General features: G+C 72.3%; 20 protein-coding genes. 12 read left to right on the top strand and 8 right to left on the bottom strand.

Annotation, left to right across the window (positions count from 1 at the left end; all coding sequences use genetic code 11):
* The first annotated feature begins 10 nt into the window (after positions 1-10).
* Positions 11-1,225 (top strand): D-mannonate dehydratase ManD, encoded by a 1,215-nt coding sequence (manD, locus tag ACIQM4_RS32205; RefSeq protein ID WP_401598753.1) that lies wholly within the window; start codon positions 11-13, stop codon positions 1,223-1,225.
* A gap of 90 nt (positions 1,226-1,315) precedes the next feature.
* Here the strand turns inward: manD and ACIQM4_RS32200 are convergent, their stop codons facing one another.
* Positions 1,316-2,875, bottom strand: a complete 1,560-nt coding sequence (locus ACIQM4_RS32200; RefSeq protein ID WP_401598751.1) for a carboxylesterase/lipase family protein — start codon at positions 2,873-2,875, stop codon at positions 1,316-1,318.
* Positions 2,876-3,090: 215 nt separating this feature from the next.
* Between ACIQM4_RS32200 and ACIQM4_RS32195 the strand changes: the two genes are divergently transcribed.
* Entirely contained in the window at positions 3,091-3,708 is a 618-nt protein-coding gene (locus ACIQM4_RS32195) for a TetR/AcrR family transcriptional regulator (protein ID WP_401598749.1), read from the top strand.
* Here ACIQM4_RS32195 and ACIQM4_RS32190 read toward each other — a convergent pair.
* Together ACIQM4_RS32190 and ACIQM4_RS32185 are read right to left on the bottom strand one after the other, a co-directional pair.
* The gene (locus tag ACIQM4_RS32190) at positions 3,702-5,741 is read right to left on the bottom strand and encodes a BTAD domain-containing putative transcriptional regulator (RefSeq protein WP_401598747.1); all 2,040 of its coding nucleotides are present in this window, start codon (positions 5,739-5,741) and stop codon (positions 3,702-3,704) included. The two genes, ACIQM4_RS32195 and ACIQM4_RS32190, sit on opposite strands and share 7 nt — an antisense overlap.
* A 99-nt stretch (positions 5,742-5,840) precedes the next feature.
* Positions 5,841-6,719, bottom strand: coding sequence for an alpha/beta fold hydrolase (locus ACIQM4_RS32185; protein WP_401598745.1), 879 nt, complete (start codon positions 6,717-6,719; stop codon positions 5,841-5,843).
* A gap of 475 nt (positions 6,720-7,194) precedes the next feature.
* On the opposite strand from ACIQM4_RS32185, the gene ACIQM4_RS32180 reads away from it, so the two are divergent.
* The 7 genes from ACIQM4_RS32180 (at position 7,195) to ACIQM4_RS32150 (ending at position 13,667) form a co-directional block, all read left to right on the top strand.
* A complete protein-coding gene (locus ACIQM4_RS32180) occupies positions 7,195-7,749 on the top strand; it encodes an STAS domain-containing protein (RefSeq protein WP_401598744.1) in 555 nt (184 codons plus the stop codon).
* Positions 7,750-7,781: 32 nt separating this feature from the next.
* Positions 7,782-8,438: a response regulator gene (locus tag ACIQM4_RS32175; protein ID WP_401598742.1), complete on the top strand. Its 657-nt coding sequence runs from the start codon at positions 7,782-7,784 to the stop codon at positions 8,436-8,438.
* A complete protein-coding gene (locus ACIQM4_RS32170; RefSeq protein WP_401598740.1) occupies positions 8,435-9,544 on the top strand; it encodes a PAS domain S-box protein in 1,110 nt (369 codons plus the stop codon). Before ACIQM4_RS32175 ends, ACIQM4_RS32170 begins: the two co-directional genes overlap by 4 nt.
* Before the next feature lie 41 nt (positions 9,545-9,585).
* Positions 9,586-9,948, top strand: coding sequence for a response regulator transcription factor (locus ACIQM4_RS32165; RefSeq protein ID WP_401598739.1), 363 nt, complete (start codon positions 9,586-9,588; stop codon positions 9,946-9,948).
* Positions 9,949-10,067: 119 nt separating this feature from the next.
* The gene (locus ACIQM4_RS32160) at positions 10,068-10,517 is read left to right on the top strand and encodes an SRPBCC family protein (RefSeq protein ID WP_401598737.1); all 450 of its coding nucleotides are present in this window, start codon (positions 10,068-10,070) and stop codon (positions 10,515-10,517) included.
* A gap of 220 nt (positions 10,518-10,737) precedes the next feature.
* Positions 10,738-12,126 carry a hypothetical protein gene (locus ACIQM4_RS32155; protein ID WP_401598735.1) on the top strand — a complete coding sequence of 463 codons (1,389 nt, stop codon included), beginning with the start codon at positions 10,738-10,740 and terminating at the stop codon, positions 12,124-12,126.
* Positions 12,127-12,146: 20 nt separating this feature from the next.
* Positions 12,147-13,667 carry a hypothetical protein gene (locus ACIQM4_RS32150; protein WP_401598734.1) on the top strand — a complete coding sequence of 507 codons (1,521 nt, stop codon included), beginning with the start codon at positions 12,147-12,149 and terminating at the stop codon, positions 13,665-13,667.
* Between the two features lie 51 nt (positions 13,668-13,718).
* Here ACIQM4_RS32150 and ACIQM4_RS32145 read toward each other — a convergent pair whose 3' ends face one another.
* The 5 genes from ACIQM4_RS32145 to ACIQM4_RS32125 all read right to left on the bottom strand — a co-directional run bounded on the left by ACIQM4_RS32145 (position 13,719) and on the right by ACIQM4_RS32125 (position 18,017).
* Positions 13,719-14,486, bottom strand: a complete 768-nt coding sequence (locus tag ACIQM4_RS32145; protein ID WP_401598732.1) for a lysophospholipid acyltransferase family protein — start codon at positions 14,484-14,486, stop codon at positions 13,719-13,721.
* Positions 14,487-14,572: 86 nt separating this feature from the next.
* The gene (locus ACIQM4_RS32140; RefSeq protein ID WP_401598730.1) at positions 14,573-15,790 is read right to left on the bottom strand and encodes a beta-ketoacyl-[acyl-carrier-protein] synthase family protein; all 1,218 of its coding nucleotides are present in this window, start codon (positions 15,788-15,790) and stop codon (positions 14,573-14,575) included.
* On the bottom strand, positions 15,787-16,161 hold the full coding sequence (locus tag ACIQM4_RS32135) for an acyl carrier protein (protein ID WP_401598728.1): 375 nt from the start codon (positions 16,159-16,161) through the stop codon (positions 15,787-15,789). The genes ACIQM4_RS32140 and ACIQM4_RS32135 overlap by 4 nt, the downstream gene beginning before the upstream one ends.
* Complete coding sequence (locus ACIQM4_RS32130) at positions 16,154-17,530, bottom strand: cytochrome P450 (RefSeq protein ID WP_401598726.1); 1,377 nt, start codon at positions 17,528-17,530, stop codon at positions 16,154-16,156. The genes ACIQM4_RS32135 and ACIQM4_RS32130 overlap by 8 nt, the downstream gene beginning before the upstream one ends.
* Before the next feature lie 334 nt (positions 17,531-17,864).
* A complete protein-coding gene (locus ACIQM4_RS32125; RefSeq protein WP_401598724.1) occupies positions 17,865-18,017 on the bottom strand; it encodes a DUF6886 family protein in 153 nt (50 codons plus the stop codon).
* A 248-nt stretch (positions 18,018-18,265) separates the two neighbouring features.
* Between ACIQM4_RS32125 and ACIQM4_RS32120 the strand changes: the two genes are divergently transcribed.
* From ACIQM4_RS32120 to ACIQM4_RS32110, 3 genes are all read left to right on the top strand, one after another.
* Entirely contained in the window at positions 18,266-19,450 is a 1,185-nt protein-coding gene (locus ACIQM4_RS32120; RefSeq protein ID WP_401598722.1) for an MBL fold metallo-hydrolase, read from the top strand.
* A 211-nt stretch (positions 19,451-19,661) separates the two neighbouring features.
* On the top strand, positions 19,662-20,021 hold the full coding sequence (locus ACIQM4_RS32115) for a hypothetical protein (protein WP_401598720.1): 360 nt from the start codon (positions 19,662-19,664) through the stop codon (positions 20,019-20,021).
* Between the two features lie 33 nt (positions 20,022-20,054).
* On the top strand, positions 20,055-20,240 hold the full coding sequence (locus tag ACIQM4_RS32110) for a hypothetical protein (RefSeq protein WP_401598718.1): 186 nt from the start codon (positions 20,055-20,057) through the stop codon (positions 20,238-20,240).
* Positions 20,241-20,252 lie beyond the last annotated feature (12 nt).

Here is a 20,252-nt window from a genome sequence, read left to right as displayed (position 1 = left end):
GAACCCACGTATGAAGATCGTCGACGCGAAGATCGTCGTCACCAGCCCCGGACGCAACTTCGTCACCCTGAAGCTGACGACCGACGACGGCCTCACCGGTCTCGGCGACGCCACGCTCAACGGCCGCGAACTCGCCGTCGTCAGCTATCTGACCGACCACGTCGTCCCCCTGCTCGTGGGCCGCGACCCGCACCGGATCGAGGACACCTGGCAGTACCTGTACCGGGGGGCCTACTGGCGCCGCGGTCCCGTCACCATGGCGGCGATCGCCGCCGTCGACGTCGCCCTGTGGGACATCAAGGCCAAGGCCGCAGGCCTGCCGCTCTACCAGCTTCTCGGCGGCGCGAGCCGGGAGCGCGTACGTACCTACGGACACGCCAACGGCCGCGACATCCCCGAACTCCTCGACTCCGTGCGGGCCCGGCTCGCGGAGGGTTACCAGGCGGTGCGCATCCAGTCGGGCATCCCCGGTCTGAAGGCCGTCTACGGCGTGCACATTGCCGACGACGACGGCGCTCCCGTCCTGCACCAGCAGGCCCGCCCCCTGGTGGAGGACTGGGACACCGACGCCTACCTGCGCCACACGCCGACCATCTTCGAGGCGGTCCGCGCGGAGTTCGGCGACGCGCTGCCGCTGCTGCACGACGCGCACCACCGGCTCAGCCCGATCCAGGCGGCCCGGCTGGGCCGGGACCTGGAACCGTACCGCCCGTTCTGGCTGGAGGACTGCACACCGGCCGAGAACCAGGAGGCCCTCCGGCTGGTGCGCCGCAACACCACCACGCCGCTGGCCATCGGCGAGGTCTTCAACACCGTGCACGACTACCAGACCCTGATCACCGAGCAGTTGATCGACTACGTACGTTCCGCGGTCACCCACTTCGGCGGCGTCACACCGCTGCGCAAGCTGTTCGACTTCGCCGCGCAGTACCAGATCAAGAGCGCGGTGCACGGCCCCGAGGACATCTCCCCGGTGGGCATGGCGGCAGCGCTGCACCTCGACCTCGCCGTGCACAACTTCGGCATCCAGGAGTACTCGGGCCACACCCGCCGCACCGACGAGGTCTTCCGGCACGCCTACACGTTCACCGACGGCCATCTGCACCCGGGCGACGCCCCCGGAATCGGCGTGGAACTGGACGAGGAACTCGCGGCGTCCCACCCGTACGAGGCGGCCTACCTGCCGGTCAACCGACTGCAGGACGGAACCGTGCACGACTGGTGAGCACATCGCGGCCAGGGTTCGTCGGACGGGCTCAGCGCTCCCGGCGTCCACGCTCCCGCGCCCCTACTTAAGAAGCTCCCACGCCCCTACTTAAGAAAGGGCGAAGGGCGCCGGGAACCGGTCCTTCCAGATCCGGCGGGAGGCCTGTTCGGGGTAGGGCAGGGTCGCCGGTTCGGTGTCCAGGACCCGGGTGAGCAGCCGGTCGGGCCGGTGGGCGGCCCATCCCGCGTCGCCGGTGGTGACGAAGCGGATCCATGACTCCCTCAGTTCGCGGGAGAGCGCGACCGCCTCGGGGGTGGCCTCGTCGCCGATGAACTGTCTGCCCACGGCGCTGCCCAGCGTGCCGAAGGCCAGGGGCACGTCGAGGCCGTGGCAGGCGCCCAGAGCACCGCCGAGGGCCGGGGCGGTCCAGCACAGCTCGAACAGGTAGGAGGTTCCGCCGGCTGCGGTGTTCGCCTCGGCCAGCTGCTGCGAGGGCATACGGAAGAGGGCGTCGGCGTACACCGCTTCCACCAGCTCCTCCGGGCCGGCCTGCGGGAACTCGGTTCGGTACGCCCGCGGGCCGTCCGGTTGCGGGGCGAGCAGCCGCAGGGCCGCGAGGGCGTCCTGTTCGGTGAAGGTGCCCTGCCGGCCGCTCAGGACGCTGAACCCCCTGAACTCGTCCCGGGTGTGCCCGACCAGCAGTTCGGTCCCGGCCGCCCGCCCACCGGTCAGCGCGGACCAGGGCGTTTCGGGGAGGATCTCGCCGTCGACGACGGGGCACAGGGCGGTACCGGTCTCCGTGAGCCTCCCCCAGCCCTCCCGGTACGCGGGGAGGCCGGCGCTGAACGAGCTGAGCTCCGCGGCCAGGTGCCAGGGGTCGATGTCGCGCCAGGCCGCGGCGCTGGGCGCCGACGCGCCGAGCCGGTCCGCGAGCGCGGCGGTGACCTGCCGTGCCAGCGCGGGGGTGCTGTGCAGCCCCGGCACGGAATGGGCGACGGCCCGCCGGAACAGTCCGCGCGCCGACTTCATCGTCAGGAGGGCGGCGACCGACCCCGCCCCGGCGGACACCCCGCCCACGGTGACCCGGCCGGGGTCACCCCCGAAGGCGGCCACGTTGCGCTGCACCCACTCCAGTGCCGCGATCTGGTCGAGGAAGCCGCGGTTGGGCGGGGCGCCGTCGAGGAACGCGAAACCCTCCGCACCCACACGGCAGTTGATGCTCACCACCACGAGTCCCCCCTCGGCCAGTGCGCCAGGGTCGAACGCGGGGTTGCTCGACGCCACCGCCACGTAACCACCCACCGGGATCCACACCAGTACCGGCAGTCCGGCCGCCCCCGGATCCGGGGTGGCGACGTCGAGGGTCAGCCAGTCCGTGCCCTGCGGCGGACCCGGGGCGCTGGGGCCCTGTGCCGGGCCCGGGGCGCTGGGGCCCTGTGCCGGATCAGGGTCGACGGGCAGCGACTGCGGAGCCGAGGGACCGAACTCCACCGCCTGCCGCGTGCCCTCCCAGCGGCTCGGCGCGGCGGGCGCCGCGAACCGGAGCGCGCCCACCGGGGGCCGGGCATAGGGGATGCCCCGGAACACCGCGTGCCCGCCGCGACGGACCCCCTGCACCACACCTTCGGCGGTCCGCACCCTTGGCCGTGCCGGCAGTTGATCACGCATGGCGTTGCCCCTCTCCGCGCTCCGGTCTTCCGGTCTTCCGGTCTTCCGGTCTTCCGGTCTTCCGGTCTTCCGGTCTTCCGGTCTTCCGGTCTTCCGGTCTTCCGGTCTTCCGGTCTCCGGTGGATTCTCCCGTGGACTCCACCGTTATAGGTCAACCGTATTATGTCAACTGTATGGGTTAAGCTCGCCGAGTCGTACGGGAGAGAGGTGGGCAGTTGCCCAAACAGGTGGATCACCGCGGCCGTCGCGAGGCCATCGCCCGAGCGCTGTGGCGGGTGGTGGCGCAGCAGGGCGTCTCACGGCTGACCATGCGCGTGGTCGCGCAAGAGGCGGGCATCTCCCTCGGCCAGCTGCAGCACTACTTCGCCTCCCGGGCGGCCATGCTCGCCTTCGCCATGGACTTCGCGTCCGAGCAGACTTCACTGCGCATCCATCAGGGCCTCAAGGAGTACGGAGACTCCCCGCACCCCCGCGAGGTGCTACGGCTGACGCTCGCGGAGATGCTTCCCCTGCACGCCGACGCCCGCGCCACCAGCCGGATGAGCGCCGCCTACGTCCTGGAGGCGCTGCACGACGAAGCCGTCCACGAGCAGGCCCGCCAGGGCCTGCTGCAAGGGCGCTCCCTCGTCGAGGAGTTGGTCCGCCAGGCGGTCGACGACGGGCACATCGGCCCCGGGCACGACCCGGCGACCGAGGCGAACCTGCTCCTCGCGCTCACCGGTTTCACCCCCCTGATCGAACTGAACGTGATCGAGCCCGAGGACGCGCTCCGTGCCATCGATCTGCATCTGGACCGGTTGTTCGCCGGCGGCAGGGAGCGTCGGGCTCAGTGACGTCCTCGGACGCGGGCCGCTGCCTCGTCGAGGTAGCGCTCCACGGGCCCGAGGGTGAGCAACCCGCTTGCGCCGCCCGCGTGTTCGTCCCGGGCGGGGAGCAGCGCCGCCGCCGCGCGGGCGGCGATGTCGGGTTCGTCGAGGCGCACCGCGGCGTGCGCGACGAGGCACCAGAGAGCCTCCTGCATGTGGTCGCCGGGGGGTTCGGGGGCTGCGGTGAGGGCGGCGCGGGCCTCTTCGGTCCGGCCGTCGGCCAGCAGGAGCAGGGGTGTTGCCCAGGGCAGGTACGGCCCCCAGTCCAGGGCTGGGTCGGTGGGAGCGGGGCGGTCGTGCAACAGGCGCAGGCCCAGGAGCGCGAGTGGGAGCAGGCCCCGGTGGAGTCCCGGCATGCCTGCTGTGGCCAGGGCGTTGTCGGCGGCGCGGTAGGCCGCAGCGGCCGTCGCGGCCGTGGGGCCGCCGGGTTCGGTACTGCGGGCAGCGGCGACGCGGGCCCGGAACCATGCGGTGAGAACCGGGACGAGCGGCGACTCGTGGACGTTGGCGACCTGTTCCGCAGCCTCGGCGTGATCGGCTGCTGCCGCGAGATCGCCGTGTGCTGACGCGGACTGCAGGCGTACGAGAGCACCGAGGATCTCGAAGGCAGGCAGCGCGTGCCGACGGGACAGCGCGACGAGCTCGGCGCCGACGGCATCGCGCGGCGCCGCGAGCCCGGGGCGGTTGAAGGACTGCAGGAACACGCCGTTCAGGGCGAAGGCCAGCAGGGCGGGATCCCCGAGGTCGCGTGCCAGGGCTTCGGCATCACGTGCAGCCACGCGCGCGGTTTCGAGAGCGGTACCGGTGGTCTCGGCGCTGCGGCTCTCGCCCGCGATCGTGGCGAGGAGGCGGGCGCGCAGATCGGCGGGCCCCTGGGGGCCGAGTTGGTGGAGCGTACGCTCGGCTGCCGCGACGACGGCACGCGATTGTTCGGGGTCGTCGGCCCGGGTCCAGATGGCAGGGACGTCGTAGGTGCCGATGACGCGTGCGGTCAGCAGTACGTCCCCGGTACGTTCGGCTGCCGCGACGGCCGCCAACCGGTCACGCCGCGACCCGACGAGCGCGTCGCCCCCGGCGAGCGCGAGGGTACGCGCCAACTCCACCGTCGTGCGCGGGCCCAGCTTGGGGGGCACGGGGGCTGCGGGGGATGAACGGTTCGGGTGCTGGGCGCCGGTCCGTACGCGAGTTGGGTCGTTCGGGCCCAGCGCGCCGGTCCGTACAACGCTTGGGTCGTTCGGGTGCTGCGCGCCGGGCGGGTCGAGGTCGGGCGATCGTCTGAGGATGTCGGTCTCCAGGCGTCGCAGTCGCGGGCCGGGGTCCAGTCCGAGCTGCTGCACGAGCATGGTGCGCGCCCTGCGGAGGGTGTCGAGTGCCTCGGCCTGGCGTCCGTCGCGGTAGAGCGCTCTGGCGAGCAGCCCCCAGGCAGGTTCGCGCCAGGGGTGCTCGGCGACGTGTCCGCCGAGTTCGGCGACGAGGTCGGCGCCGCCCCCCGCGGTGAGAACGGCGTCCGCCCTGAGCTCCACGCCCTGCAGCCGCAGTTCCTCAAGCCGGGAGCGTTCCTGCTGGACCCAGGGTGAATTCGGCAGGTCGGCGTAGGCCGGTCCACGCCACAGGGTGAGCGCCTCGCCCAGGCCGGCCGCTTCGGCGGGCGTACGGCGGGCCGCCGCGAGCAAGTCCTGGAAGCGGTGGACGTCGACGGCTTCGCGGGGCAGCCGCAGCAGATAGCCGGTGCCCTGGGTGACGAGCAGCCGGGCGGGCGTACGGGGCGGCCGGTCGGGTTCGAGGGCTCGGCGCAGTGCGGCGACGAAGGTACGAAGCGCCCCCACCGCCCCGGCCGGGGGATCGATCCAGAGATCGCCGACCAGGGCGTCGGTGGTGACCATGCTGCCCTCGGCTGCGACCAGCCGGCCCAGGACCTCCCGGTGACGCGGTCCGCCGAGGCTGATCGGCCGGCCGTCGTCGTGCCGTGCCTGTACCGCGCCGAGCACATCGATCCGCATGTGGTGCATTCTCCTTCGGGGTCGCGGGGCACGGGCCCCTCCCGGTCACAGGCGTACGCGCCCCTGCCGACCCCGGGCACGCCGCGCGGGCGGGCAGTGTCAGCGGGCAAGCAGATCCTGAAGGGCTGCCACGATCTCATCAGGTGCTTCCTCCGCCATGAAGTGCCCCGCCCGGGTGAGACGGTGGTCCAGGTCGGGTGCCCAGGCCCGCCACACCTGCGAGGCGTCGAAGCCGAGCTGCGACCCCCAGTCCTGCTGGATCACGGTGACGGGCATCGCAAGCTGGGAACCGGCGTCGAGGTCCGCCTGGTCCTGGACCACGTCGACACCTGCCGATGCCCGGTAGTCGGCGACGATCGAATCCACCGCACCCGCGCTCGCCCGCAGGTACTCCGCACGCACCTCGTCCGGGACGGCCGCCGGGTCCTTCGCCCAGGTGTCGAGGAAGGAGGCGAAGAACGCGTCCGAGCTGTTGGCGATCATCGTCTCGGGCAGGCCCGCGGGCTGCGCCATGAGGAACAGGTGGAAGCCGACCGCCGCCGGCAGGCCCTGGAGCACGTTCCACATGTCCAGTGTCGGCACGACGTCGAGAATCCCCAGCTGGGTAACGGCCTCCGGGTGGTCCAGTCCTGCCCGGAAGGCCACCAGTGCGCCGCGGTCGTGGCCGGCCAGGGCGAACTCCTGGTGGCCGAGGTGGGCGACGAGCGCGACGATGTCGGCGGCCATGGTGCGCTTGGAGTAGACGTCCTCGGTCGTCGCCCGCGGCTTGTCGCTCGCCCCGTAGCCGCGCAGGTCCGGAACGATCACCGTGTGCCCGGCGGCGAGCCTCAGGGCGACGTGCCGCCACATCAGGTGGGTCTCGGGAAAACCGTGCAGCAGTACGACCGGGCTGCCGCTGCCGCCCACCGCGACATTCAGTTCGACATCGTCCACACCCGGCAGCCGCAGGTACTCGAAGCCGGGAATCCCCAGTGTCATGACCGATACCTCGTGTTCTTGTCTGCGTGTTGCGCCGGCCTGGTGGACCGGCAGGAACCACCGTGCACGAGGCGAATCAGCAGCGAATCAGCAGTGGACCGGCGGCGGACCAGCAGCGGATCGGCAGCGGACCGGCAGCGGACGGGCGTCACCGCGCAGGCCGACGGCAGTCGTGCCCAGCCCGACCCGCAGGCCGACGGCAGTCGTGCCGAGCCGGACCTGCAGGCCGACGGCAGACGTGCCCAGCCGGACCTGACTGGCGGGCGTCTTCGCGGGCCGTCACCCCGCCCACCGCCCCCTTCCGATGCCGCCGTCAACCCCCGTTGAGGCGTGTTGACTTCCGCACCTGGTGCAGATTCACTAGGGATGCACTGATGCTCTCGCACTATGAGGTAGTGATGCGGCAGCCGACACCGACGGAGCTCTCCGCAGGACGGCCTCACCGGCCGACGCCACACCCGCGCGCACCGCACAGGTGCGCACCCCGAAAGCGCACACCGTGCAAGTGCACCCCGCGTCGGCGCGTACCGCGCAAGTGCACGGAGAAGGGTGGGGCGTTGTGACCAGAAACCGGTTCACCTCGCGAACCGCGGTCCATGAAGGCGTCGCCCGAGTGATTCTCACGGGCGAACTGGACCTGGACGCCTCCCCCCACGTCCGGGCGGCGGTCGCGGACGCTCTCGCGAAGCGGCCCACGGCTCTCTTCCTCGATCTGACCGGCGTCTCCTTCTGCGACTGCGCCGGGTTGAACGCCTTGCTCCGTGCCCGGCTGGCCGTCCTCCGGGCGGGCACGGACCTTCTGGTGGAAGGCATCTGCGCGCAGTTGGCGCGGCTGATCTCCCTGATCGGGGCCGACGACATCCTCGTCGAGCACGGCAGGCAGGCGGACGCCCATCCTGCCCGCCGTACGTCGGACGTGATCACCTCGGACGTGATGTCCTCGGACGTAATGTCCTCGGACGTGATCGCCATACGTCACGACACCGCTATGGCCACCGCGGAGGTGCCCCTCCGGGACCTACTGACATGATCATGGGGTCCGCCGCCTGCAAGGATGTGTAAATGCCCTCACCGCCCCCGCACAGCAGTCCGGTCAGAATTCTGGTCGTCGAGGACCACGACATGGTGGCCGAGGCCATCTGCATGGCCCTGGAACGATCTCCCGACCTGCGGATCGTGGGGCGGGCGGCGACGTTGGCGGCGGCGTTGCACGACGCGACGCGGTGCGAGCCGGATGTCGTGCTGATGGACCGGCGGCTGCCGGACGGCGACGGGGTGGCCGCCATCGCGGACCTGCTGGCAATCAGGCCCGGGGTTCGCGTACTGATCCTGGCCGGCGAGGGGAGCGGGTCGGTGGCCGCTCGGGTCGCGGAGAGCGGCGGGGCGGGCCTGATTCTCAAGGCCCGTGGCCTGCGCGAGCTGGAGGATGCCGTCCGCCGGGTGGCGGCGGGCGAAGTGGTCTTCAGCCAGGACCTGTTGGGCGATGTACTGGGGCAACTGACCGGCCGGACGCCACTCGTCGGTGCGAACCTGACCCCGCGCGAGCGGGAAGCTCTCCAACTGCTGGGGCAGGGCCGCACCACGGCGGACATCAGCGACCAGCTGGGCGTCGCTCTCAACACCGGGCGCAACCACGTCCAGCGGGTACTGGAAAAGCTGGGGGCCCGCTCCCAGCTGGAAGCCGTGACGATCGCGCGGCGCGAGGGGCTCCTCCAGTGACCCTGGAACCGCCGCACCAGAAGCGGAGGCGCAAGCAGGCCGCTCCGCTGTCCGAAGCGGCCTTCACCCTGCTGGTCCAGGGAGTGCGCGACTACGGCATCTTCATGCTCGACCCGCAGGGCTACATCATCAGTTGGAACGCGGGCGCCGAGCGGATCAAGGGATACCGGGCGCAGGACATCCTCGGGCAGCACTTCTCCGCCTTCTACCCGCCCGAGGACCAGGCGTCGGGCAAACCGCAGTGGGAGCTGGAGACCGCCGTCGCCGAGGGAAGCCTGGAGGACGAGGGGTGGCGCGTCCGCCAGGACGGCTCCCGGTTCTGGGCAAACGTGGTCATCACCGCGCTGTGGGACGACCAGGGCGTACTCCAGGGGTTCGGCAAGGTCACCCGGGACATGTCCGAACGGCGGGCGGCGCAGCACGCCCTCACCGAGCGACGGCGGCTGTTCGACCACCTGGTCCAGGCCCAGGAGACGGAACGACGGCGCATCGCGTGGGACGTCCACGACGACTCCATCCAGGCCATGGTCGCGGTCGCGATGCGGCTGGAGCTTCTGACGGACCGGGTGCCGGAGCCGTTCTCCGCCGAGTTGCTCCGTCTCGACGCATCGGTGCGCGAGGCGATCACCCGCCTGCGCAGCCTGACCTTCCGGCTGCATCCGCCCGGGATCGACAGGCACGGCCTGGTCGAGGGGCTCTCCAGCCACTTGGAGGACGTCGTGGGCAACGCCTGGGGCATGGCCTACGCGTTCGAGCACGAACTGGACCGGGAACCCACCCCGGAGACTGCGATCACCATCTTCCGTATCGTCCAGGAGGCGCTGCTGAACGTACGGAAGCACGCCCGCGCCAGCAGGATCGACGTCCGGATCGGGTCGACCGACGGGGGTGTCCTGACCCTCGTCGTGGACGACGGCACCGGACAGCCGGCGTCCCAGGACGGCGCCCGCTCCCATTTCGGGGTCATCGAGATGCGGGAGAGGGCCGAGACGGCAGGTGGCTGGTGGTCCGTGCACAGCCGGCCGGGAGCGGGTACGAAGGTCGAGTTCTGGCTGCCCGACCTGCCGCCGATTCCCGCGCCGACGACATCGGACGACGCGGCGTGACGGCGTCGGCGCCGGGCGGCTCCCCCGGCCCACCGTTCCGCGTGATCCTGTGCGACGACAACCAGCTGCTGCTGGAAACCCTGATCGAGGTCGTGCAGGCACAACCGGACCTGACGGTCGTGGGCACCGCACGGACCGGCGAGCAGGCGGTACGGCTCGCCCGCACCCGGCAACCGGACCTGGTGGTGCTGGACATGCGCTTTCCCGGAGGCGGTCCGGCCGTCGCCAGAGACATCGCACGGTGCTCACCGGCCAGCCGCATCGTGGCGTTCTCCGCGTACGACGACAAGGGTTCCCGCGAGCAGATGATGAGCGTCGGCGTGTGCGAGTACGTACTCAAAGGTGTGAGCAACCGCGAACTCGTCGCGGCCCTGAGCAGGGCGGTCAGGCTCGCGGGAGGGTGAGTTCCGCGGCGGACCGCACTGCCGGGAGGAGAGCACGGCCGCCGTGCCACCGGCCCGTTGCGTGGACTTCCGGCGGCCCGGGATCGACCCCGCACGAAGGCCCCGGGCATGATGTGCCCATGCTCACCGAGGAGTTCACCCGCGGCGTCACGGTCGCCCGCCCCGCGGAGGCCGTGTTCGACCACCTGGCCCGCCCGGACAGCTATGTCGGCCTGTCGCCGCTGGTGATCGCCGTACGGGACGTCCACCTCTCGGCGGACGAGGTGCGGTACGTCGCCGTCGAACGGTTCCGGCTCGGGCCACTGCGCTGGGACAACCCGATACGGGTGACCATGACCTTCCCGCGGCCCGGCCGGCGGATCGTCAGCCAGGTCCGCAGTCCGGGCCGGGTCCGGTTGGAGGCGACGGTCGATCTGACCACGGACAGCGCGGGAACCCACCTGCACGAGAGTGTCCGGGTCACCTTTCCGCGACCGCTGCGGGCCCTGGTCGTAGGGCAGGCGGCCAAGGCGCAGAACTATCGGCTCGCAGAGCTGGCCCGGCGCATGAGCGCGGCGGAGAAGCCGTAGGGCGGCCGCAGTGGGCCCCGAGACGGGCAGGTCGCGCCGGCGTCGGCGACGACCGGTGTCCGCTGCCCGCGACACGTCCGGGTGAACGTACGAGCGCACCGGGCCGCCGGGCAGGCCCGGAGCGGACGTCGGTGGTACTCAGGGGCGGGCTGCACCGAGCGTGCGGCCTACTGGACAGCGCGCTCGTGCGGGTGGACGGCGTGCCCGTGAAGGAGAGATCTTGCGCCCCTCTGCCGAGAAGAGACGGCCCGAGCCGACGACGGCGGGCCCCGATCCGGAACTCCTCCTGCGGGCGTCCGTCCTGCTCGCGGAGGCCGCGCTCGAAGTCCGCAGGGCGGGCGCGGGGCTCACTGCCGGCGTGACCGGCTGGCGCTTCGCGCTCGACGCGATGCGCGAGCCGGTGCCCGCCGCGATGGCCGCCGCCTCGGTGGCGCGGGCCCTGTTCAACCCGGCGGGACTCGGGTTCGGCCCGGTCGGCGGGGCCGTCGGCGAGGCGTTCCGCTGGGCCGGGGCGCTGGCCCGGCGCAGGTCCGCCGCCGTGGCGATGGCGGCGGACGCGTTCGACCTGCGGGTGAGGGCCGCGGCATTCGAGCATCCCAACCTGGAGTCGCCCCTGGTGGCGGCTCTGGTCGAGGCGGTGGCTGCCAGGGACCGCCCCGCGACCCTGCGGGCCTGGCTCGCCCTCGTCGAACGCCTCGGTGTGACAAGGGCGTTGACCACGGTCGGACCGGTGGCCCAGGAACTGCTGGCCTGGGCGGGCCTGTTCGACGAGAACCCGTTCAACGACGACGCCGCCTGGGCGCTGCTGCACGGCGAACTCCCGCCCACCGACCCGGTGGTGGGCCTGCCGTCCGGCTGGATCTCCCATCTGGAGCGCGGTCCCGGCCGCGCCGAGGCGGTCGATCCCGACCCGCTGCTGGCGCAGGTGATGGCCGATTCGGTGAACGACATCACCAGCTACCTCGACAACATGGCCGCCCTCGGCAACCACGGCGCCGCGCTGCTCCGCCGGATCCACTGCACCGACGGCACGACCCGTTACGTCCTGCTGCTGCCGGGGCTCTCCTTCGCCAGGCCGAGCAACAACACACCCGCCGACATCATGGGCGGGATCGACAACACGCTGCACACCGACACCACGTACACCCGGGCAGCACGACGGGCCCTGGAATCCGCGGGCGTCCCCCTCGGCGCGGAGCTGATGATCATCGGGCACAGTCTCGGCGGCATGGCCGCGATGAACCTGGCGGCGGACCTCGAGTTCGTCACCACCTATCGGCTCACCCATGTCCTGCCCACCGGATCGGCGATCGACGACAAGCGCCCGGCCGACCCGGACACCAAGGTGATCAGCCTGGTCAACGGGTACGACGTCATCACCGGCATGGACGGCCGCGGCCCCGCGTCCCCGCACGACGTCCCCGCCGACTGGACCGAACTGGCCTGGCTGGACTCGACGTTCGACTACCCGCTCAGCCATTCCCCGCAGGCGTACGCGATCTCGCTGCGGGGCCTCGCCGCACCGCAGCGGGAGACGGCCAACATGCTGCTGAGCCGCTACGACGGCGAGATCGTCGGCAACCAGCTCTATCTGCTGCGCGACCACTGACCCCGGAAGGCCCCCCCCAGGTGACCACGACAACCACGACGCCGGCGCGACCGCCCAGGCCATCGGCCCTCTGGTCCTACGAAGGCGCCCTGCTCGGCGCACTGCTGACGGCACGTCAGTTGCCGTGGCTGGACGCGCCCGCCCGTGCCCTCGGTATGCGGGCGCTCACCCTGGACGGACTCACCGAGCTGCTCGCCGGGCACCTGAACAAGGTGCACGCCGGACACCCGCTCCGGCTGCCCACCCCACTCGGCACCTATCTGGTTCCGGTCGGCGCGGCGGATGCCGGCGACCTGCTCCTGGCGGCTCGCGCGGCGGGCGCGCTGGAACCAGGCGCGGGCCTGGACCACGCGGGCCGTCCGCACGGTCAGCCGGCCTGTGCACCCGTTCGCTACCCCGCGCGGGCCCTGGAGCGGACCGCCGCCGCGGTCGCCGCCCAGGAGACCGTCCGGCTGCTGGCGCACCGGGACTCCGAGGACCTGATCCCCGCCCCGAACTGGACCGAGGCGGCCCAGCGGATCGCCCGGCGGCTGGTGGTGGGGGAAGCGGCGGCCGACGACACCGTACTCAGCCGCCTGGTCGCCGCCACGGTGCAGGCGACCGGCACGCGTCGCCAGGCCGACTGGGCCGAGGCCCTGCGTCGACGTCTGACCCCCTACCTGGGCGGCTCGGCCCGCAGCGGTCTGGCCGGCTACCTGACCCGGCGTGCCGAGCTCCAGGAAGTGGCGCCGGCCGTCGAACACACCCTGGCCCTGGTGACGGAGGCGCTCTGCCACACCGTCCCGCTCGCCCTCGCGCTGGGCACCGTCGCCGACCCCGACCCCGGTACCGCTGCCGACACCGGTCAGGACCGCGCACAGGACACCGTCCGGGCCGCGCTCGACCTGTGGCCACCGGTGGCCGCCACGCTGTACCGGACGGGACGGCCCTTCGACTGGCAAGGCACCGAGGTCCCCGCCGGGTCCACGATCCTGTGCGCGTCGGCCGTACTGAACGCGCTGGCCCGCCGGGAGGCGGACGGGGCCCGGCCGGCTCCGCTCACGTCGCCGCTGTGCGCCTCTGCCGACCCGTGCCGGGCCACCGACCTCGCCGTCGCGGTGGCCCGGAGCGTGGTCGACGCGGTGGGGAATGCCAGCCGGCCGGTCCTGCTCGCCCCGGCGCTGGACCGCCACCGACTGCCGGCGGTGCTCGGCCCCGAGGCACTGCGGCTGGCGTTGCGCGACCCGGAGGGCGAGCCGGTCCCGGCCCGACCGGAGCCCCGCCGTACCGGTACCTCCCGCGACCTCGCCCCGCAGGGCGAACCCACCTCCCACTACGCCCGGTTGGCCACCGCAGGGGCGGCCCGCCTCGCCCGGCACGCCGACGGCCTGGTCGAATGCGCCGACGACGCCAGGTGGCACGGCCCGGTCGGTGAGAAGTTCCGGCTGGCCCTGCTGGGCCACGCCCGTCGCTGCGCCGTCACCGCTGCGGACCTGCGCCACGCCGCGGACCTCCTCGGCCGGCTGCCGGGCTCGCCGCCGGACCGGACCGGACGGCCGTGAGGGCCGGAGGGACGGAGGGTCGGAAGGTCAGAGGGCCGGAGGGGCAGGGGGTCAGCCGAAGCCGCCGTTCCGGCGACGGCCGACATAGGTGTCCAACGCCGTCTGGATGACCGAGCGGACCTGCCCGGCGAGGGCCCCGGCCTGCTCGCGCACCGCCGCGGCGCGGGCCGCAGGCTCGGCCCTGATCGGTTCGCCGAAGACCAGTGTGACCTTCGCGGGCAGCGGCAGCAGCCCGGCGAGGCCGAGCAGCGGCAGCGTCGGGGTGACGGGGGCGTACGGCAGGTCCAGCAGACGGGCCAGCGGTTTGCAGTTGGCCAGCACCGGATACGCCTCCTCGGTGCCGATCACCGCGACCGGCACGATCGGCGTCCCGGTGGCCATCGCGACGGCGGCGAACCCGCCAGGGCCGAAGTCCTGCAGCTGGTAGCGCTTCGCGTAGCCCTTCCCCAGTCCGCGGACGCCCTCGGGATACGTCAGCACCAGCTCGCCCTCGCGCAGCAGCCGCCTGGTGGCGGCCGGATCGGTCGCCCAGACCTGCCCCGAGCGCCGCGCCTGTTCACCCAACACCGGTACCTTGCACAGCAGTTCGTCGGCGATCGCGTGCACGGTACGAGCCAGCGGGTGATGCTGCCGTACGGACGACACGATCAGCACCGAGTCGAGCGGGATCATGCCGGCGTGGTTGGCCGCCAGCAGCGCCCCGCCCTCGTCCGGCACGTTCTCCAGGCCGATCAGTTCGACCCGGAAGTAGTGCCTGGCCAGGAACCCGACCGCGGCGTCGACGAGCTGCCAGGTGGTGCGCTGCATCGTGCTGTCCATGCGAGGGGGTTCTCCCGGTACGGGTCAGGGCAAGGTGAAGGCAGGTCCGGTACGGGCCCGGGCGAGCGCGGTAGGTCAGGTACGGGTCAGGGCGAGGTGAAGGCGAGTACCGCGTTGTGCCCGGCGAAGCCCAGTGACTGGCTGAGCGCCACATCGATCCGCTGCGGCCTGGCCGGTCCCGCGACCACGTCCAGATCGATCTCCGGATCCAGCCGGCGGAGGTTGGCGGTGGGCGGGGCCAGGGCGTCCCTGATGCTCAGCACGGTGCAGGCCGCCTCGATCGCGCCCGCGGCGCCCAACGGGTGGCCGGTCACGCCCTTGACGGAGGTGACGCTCGGGGTGGACCGGACGGCGGCGCCGATCGCGCGGGCCTCGGTGACGTCGTTGAGGCGGGTGCCGGTGCCGTGCGCATTGACGTGGTCCACCTCGGTGGCCGACACCCCTGCGTCGGCGATCGCCAGGCGGATCGCGGCGGTGGCCATCGTGGCCGCCGGGTCCGGGGCGGCCGCGTGATAGGCGTCGTTGGTCGCGGCGTACCCCGCCACGGTGGCCAGCGGACGCGCGCCCCGGCCTCGCGCATGGACGGCGTTCTCCAGCACCAGTACGGCGGCCCCTTCGCCCAGCACGAAGCCGTCACGATCGGCGTCGAACGGCCGGGACGCCCCGGCCGGGTCGTCGGTCCGGCGCGAGAGCGCCCCCATCCGGGAGAAGCCGGTACTGATCAGCGGGGTGAGGGAGGCCTCGCAGCCACCGGCCAGGACCACGTCGCAGGCCCCGGTGGCGATCAGCTGCCGCGCCTGGCCGATCGCGCTGGTGCCGGAGGCGCAGGCCGTGCAGACGACATGGGTCGGCCCGTGCACACCAAATTCGACGGCGATCGGCGCGATCGCCCCGGTCGGCAGCGCCATCGGCAGGAAGTACGGACTGACCTTGGCCGGCCCCTGGACCAGCAGCCGCTGGTGCTGCGCCTCCAGCGTGTTCGAGCCCCAGCCGCCGATGCCCAGCACCAGGCCCACCCGGGTGCCGTCCCAGTCCTGGTGGACGAGCCCCGACGCGGCGACCGCCTCGCGGACCGCGGTCAGGGCGAACTGGGAGATGCGGTCCAGCCGGTGGGCCGGGCCCGCGCCCAGCAGGGCCACCGGGTCGAACTCCGGTACCCGGCAGGAGATCCCGACCGGGGAGTCACCTAGCAGGGGGTCGGCCGTCGCGACCGGCCGGCCCGCGCAGATCGCTGCCCAACTGCGTTCCGTACCCACACCGGCCGGGGTCACCATCCCGATCCCGGTCACCACCGCCCGGTTCATCCGGACACCCGCCCGACGTCACCGGTCCGCCCGGCCCCGCCGTGCCCGGCAAGACTCGGCTCGGCAGCATCCGGCCCGGCCTGGCCCTGTCCGACAGCACACGTCACGGCAGGGCACGGCTCACCGGCGCCCGATCCGGCACCGGCCAGCCGGGTGGCGAGCTCTGCCAGCGGCACCTCGCCGAGGTCGTACGGCGCGGAGCCGTCGCCGCCGAACTCCTCGGCGACCAGCAGGACGAACTCCTCCGCCGCGAGCGAGTCCAACCGCAGCTCGGACAGGGTGGCCTCGGGGGAGACCAACGCGAAGTCGACCTCCAGCGGGCCGATCAGAATGCGGACCAGCCGGGAGTACGCGTCGTTACGGTCAGCCATCGGAGTCCTCCGTAAGGGGGCGGACCGCCGTCGACGCCACGGTGCGGGCGGGACGTAGAGCGGTCGGGTGCGGGGTGGGGGGTGCCGCGGTCGGGTGCGGTGCGGGCAGCAGCGATGCGGCGGGGCGTGGAGTGGGTGGGAGCGCGGTCGTGCGCGGAGCGGTCGAGCGCAGGGAGACCGGCAGGGTGACCGGTTCGGTGAAACTCGGTCCGGGGCGGCGGACCGTCGGGCCCTCGCGCCTGACGGCCGGCAGGTGTTCGGCGAAACTCTCCAGGAAGGCCTCGGCCTGGGCCCGCGCCAGTGCCGCGCCCGGACAGAAGTGAGCGCCCTGGCCGAACGGGAAGCCGGGCCGGTGGTCCCGGTCCGGCTCGAACACGTCCGGGTCGGGCCAGCAGGCCGGGTCGCGGTGTGCGGCGCCGACCATCAGGTGCAGCACCGTTCCTGCCGGGACTTCCGAGCCGCCGAGCACCGTGCGGCGCTCGGCCCTCCGGGTCGCCAGTTTCACCGGCGGGTCCCAGCGCAACGTCTCCTCGATCAGCGGTCCGCGGCCCTCCGGGGCGGTGGCCTTCCGCTGCGCCCCCACGGTCATGTCTAGCAGCCGGTCACACAGGTTGCCGAGCAGATGCGTGGTGGTGAAGAGTCCCGCGACCTTCATGACGAACAACTGGCCCGAGGAGAACGGCGAGATGCGCGAGGGGAGTTCGGGCTCGGGCCGCACCGACGCGTCCCGCCGGGCCGTGAACCTCGCCAGCAGGCACAGCAGTTCCTCCGCCGACCGGTCGGCCACTGCGAGCTCCTCGACGGGGCGGCGGATCTCGCCGCCGGTGGAGATCACCGTGGCGAGTTCCGCCAGCCGTCCGGCCTCCTGCTCGGGAAGTCCGGTCAGCCGGCACAGCACCTCGGCGGGCAGCCTCTTGCACAGGTCGCCGATCAGGTCCGCGGTCCTGTCCCTGCGCAGCACGCCGATGAACTCCGCGACGGCGGCCGAGACCTGTTCCCGGATCGGGTCACCCAGCAACGCCACCGAGCGCGCGGTGAGCGCGGCGACCAACGGGCGCCGGTTGACCGGGTGTTCCGGCGGATTCTGCATCAGCAGTGACCCGCAGAGCGCCTCGGTCGCCGCGCTCCCCCGCCAGCCGGGTGTGTGCACGTCCCGCCAGGGCGCGTCCAGCATCACCAGCGCCGGATCGACCAGCCCCTGCCGCACGTCCCGGTGTCCCGGGACGAGCAGCGCACCCCAGGGCGCCCGGACCAGCGGCCCGGCCCCCCGCAGCCCGGCGTACACCTCGCCGGTCTCCTCGGGGTCCGTGGTCCGCAGCCAGCTCCGGACCAGCTTGCGGCTGAGGACCGCGGCTTCCGCGCTCAGCACGCGGACACCAGAACCTCGGCCAACCGGCAGTACGAACGACCCGTCGCGGGAATGACCGGCCCACGGAAGGGAATTCGTGAACCCGCGAATTCAACGCCCTTGCCAAACACCTGAATGACTCACTTCATCCCGGAGCCGCCGACGGCCCACCTGCGGTCGGGAAGACTTTGCGTGACACCGCCGTGAAAGTCCAATCCCCGTTGTACCAAAAGTCAATTGGCCGCTACGGGTTCCGATTCACTGTCGGATTTCGAACGAAAGGATGAGGCCCGGCAGGCATCGGGATTCATCATCTGTTTTTCCGGTCGGGTGTTTTTCCGGCCGGGCGCGGACGTCAGTGCCGTTCAGGACGGGGCAGCGCACTTCTCAGACCTATTCCGCCGAATCCCAAGGTGCTCACTGTGACCGCCTCCCAGAACTCCCACAGGTTGCCCAGGATCCGCAGCTGAATTCCCGCGTCCTGGTGGAGCTGGAGAAGGTCGCCCACGGGCTGGGAATCCGTATGCGAACAACTCGACGCGAGATCTCTCCGTCCCGGAGTTCCGCCCGCACGTCGCGGCCACCGCCGACCGCCCGCAGGTGTACGTCTGGGAGCACCGACGACTGCGCCGTTTTCCTGCACAGGGCCGAGGTCCGTCCCCCCGCAACCGGCACCAGGAGAGCGGCGTCCTTGATCACACGAAGTGACTCCGACACAGAAGGGGCTGAAGTTTCGTGTGCGGTGTGTGTGGTGGTGTGGGAGACGGTAGCGGCGCACCGGAGGTGCCCGGGTCCGAGATCGGCCGACGAGGGCTGCTCCGCGGCGCGTTGGGGGGAACGGCCGCCGCGGGCATCGGACTCACGGTGGGCACCGCAGGGCAGGCACAAGCCGCAGGGCAGGACACCGCCACGGGGACTGACGGTGCCACGGGGACGGACGGTGCCACGGGGGCCGACGGTGCCGCGGGGGCCGACGGTGCCGCGGGGGCGACTGAGGCGGGGGCTGCCCGCGAGCGGGCCCGGCGGCGCGGGGACGGGCACCCGGTCTCGCTGCGCTGGCTGGGCGTCGCCGGCTGGGAGCTGGCGTTCGAGGGACACCACATCCTGGTCGACCCGTACCTCTCCAGGCAGGAGTACCGCGTCCCCGGCACCGGCGCCATCGACGCCGACCGGCCGTTGGAGCCGATGCCCGACCTCGTCGAGCACGTGGTGAACGGGCACCTCCCGGCCCCGCCCGACCTGGTCCTCGTCACCCACGGACACTTCGACCACCTGCTCGACGTACCGCACCTCCTCGACCGCCCTGCCTGGCAGGAGCACCCCATTCGTACCCTCTGCGGAGAGACCAGTTGGCACCTGCTGCGGGGCATGGGAACGAGCCGTGCGCGTACCGACGGGTGCGTCGTACTCACCGGCGGGGAGGTATTGAGGTTCCCGGCCGGGCCGACGGCGACGACGCCCGCGTACACGGTGGAGGCGTTCCGCAGCTTGCACAGCCAGTACGGCGGTCACGGTTTCTTCGCGCCCGGCACCCTCAACGACCCGCCCGCGCAGGTCCGCACCCTCGGCGACATGCGCGAGGGCGGCACGCTGGCGTACCAGGTCACGGTGGGCGCCGACAGGCTGCGGGTGATGTTCCTGAGCGGGACGGCGAACTTCGTCGAGCGAGAGGTCTCGGGCGCCCGCCCCGACGTCCTGGTCCTGGGCGTCAGCGGTCAGACCGCGGTGCACAGGTACGTCGAGCGGGTCATGGAGGCACTCGGCGCTCCGCCCGTCGTCGTACCGAGCCATCACGACGACATGCTCACCTCACTGCGCGGGCCCGAGCCCGACCTCGCCGCAAGCGTGAACAAGGCGGCCGTCGAGTCACTGCGCACCACGGTCGCGGCGTACGGGGCACGGGTCCTTGAGCCGCGTCATCTACGGACGCTCGAACTGTAGGCAGTCCCGCGGAGCTTGTGGACGCGCCGGAGGGGCACGGATGCTCAGTGACACCCGGGCCCCCGGGGGAGCTGGTCGAGGGTACGCGGCAGCAGGTGCCGGTGCGTGTCCTCGGCCGGCGCTGACGCGCCTGCCCGCAGGAAGCCTGTGGCGGGTTCGAAAACACCCCTCCGCCTGAGCAGGTGTGTGACCGGCGGATACAATCCGTCCTATGTCGAAGCCTGACGCGCTGCTCGTTGACGTAGCCGCCCTGGTGGAATCCGGGCAGAGCACCCAGATGTCCCTGACCGTGGTCACCGGTGGTGCTGTCATCACCGGCCGGCTCGCTCCCGAAGCAGTGTGGCGGCTGCGGGTGTCGGAGGTGCTCACCGATTCCGATGCACTGGGAGAGTTCTCCGCCGTCTTCCACACCCATGCGAAGCGGGACGAGCCGCCGACCCATCTGCACTTCCACGTCGCCCGAATCCTGCAGGGCACGGTAGGCATCCCGGAAACCGGCGGAATGTACCGGGTGGCCATCAAGGACATCAGCGCCTGGACCGTGGGCGACTTCAGCTACTCCGACCACTAGCACTCCCCCGACCCCTGGCCGTCTCCTCGGCCGATGACCCTCACCATGGGCGGCCGGACCTTCGCGTCCGAGGGCGGCTTCCGGACCGGCCTGCTGATCGGCTGCGGCGTCGCACTCGCCTCCGCAGCCGTCGCCTGCCTCATCCCGGCCGTACGCGCCGGCTCCCCCGCCCCGGCCCACGACGAAGCACCGGTGGGGCAGGCACCGGCCCGCGCCTGAACGGGGCGCGGG

It is taken from the genome of Streptomyces sp. NPDC091272, from assembly GCF_044757485.1.
Lineage (GTDB): Bacteria > Actinomycetota > Actinomycetes > Streptomycetales > Streptomycetaceae > Streptomyces.
The sequence above is the reverse complement of the archived record's forward strand: the minus strand, read 5'-3'. Positions and strand labels throughout refer to the sequence as shown.

Excerpts from the sequence above, each read along its gene's own strand:
- ACIQM4_RS32115 (WP_401598720.1), top strand. The coding sequence starts at position 19,662 with ATGTCGAAGCCTGACGCGCTGCTCGTTGACGTAGCCGCCCTGGTGGAA.
- ACIQM4_RS32190 (WP_401598747.1), bottom strand. The coding sequence starts at position 5,741 with ATGCGGATCGATGTGCTCGGCGCGGTACAGGCACGGCACGACGACGGC.
- ACIQM4_RS32110 (WP_401598718.1), top strand. The coding sequence starts at position 20,055 with ATGACCCTCACCATGGGCGGCCGGACCTTCGCGTCCGAGGGCGGCTTC.
- ACIQM4_RS32200 (WP_401598751.1), bottom strand. The coding sequence starts at position 2,875 with ATGCGTGATCAACTGCCGGCACGGCCAAGGGTGCGGACCGCCGAAGGT.
- ACIQM4_RS32160 (WP_401598737.1), top strand. The coding sequence starts at position 10,068 with ATGCTCACCGAGGAGTTCACCCGCGGCGTCACGGTCGCCCGCCCCGCG.
- ACIQM4_RS32135 (WP_401598728.1), bottom strand. The coding sequence starts at position 16,161 with ATGGCTGACCGTAACGACGCGTACTCCCGGCTGGTCCGCATTCTGATC.
- ACIQM4_RS32185 (WP_401598745.1), bottom strand. The coding sequence starts at position 6,719 with ATGACACTGGGGATTCCCGGCTTCGAGTACCTGCGGCTGCCGGGTGTG.
- ACIQM4_RS32145 (WP_401598732.1), bottom strand. The coding sequence starts at position 14,486 with ATGGACAGCACGATGCAGCGCACCACCTGGCAGCTCGTCGACGCCGCG.
- manD (WP_401598753.1), top strand. The coding sequence starts at position 11 with ATGAAGATCGTCGACGCGAAGATCGTCGTCACCAGCCCCGGACGCAAC.
- ACIQM4_RS32175 (WP_401598742.1), top strand. The coding sequence starts at position 7,782 with ATGCCCTCACCGCCCCCGCACAGCAGTCCGGTCAGAATTCTGGTCGTC.
- ACIQM4_RS32140 (WP_401598730.1), bottom strand. The coding sequence starts at position 15,790 with ATGAACCGGGCGGTGGTGACCGGGATCGGGATGGTGACCCCGGCCGGT.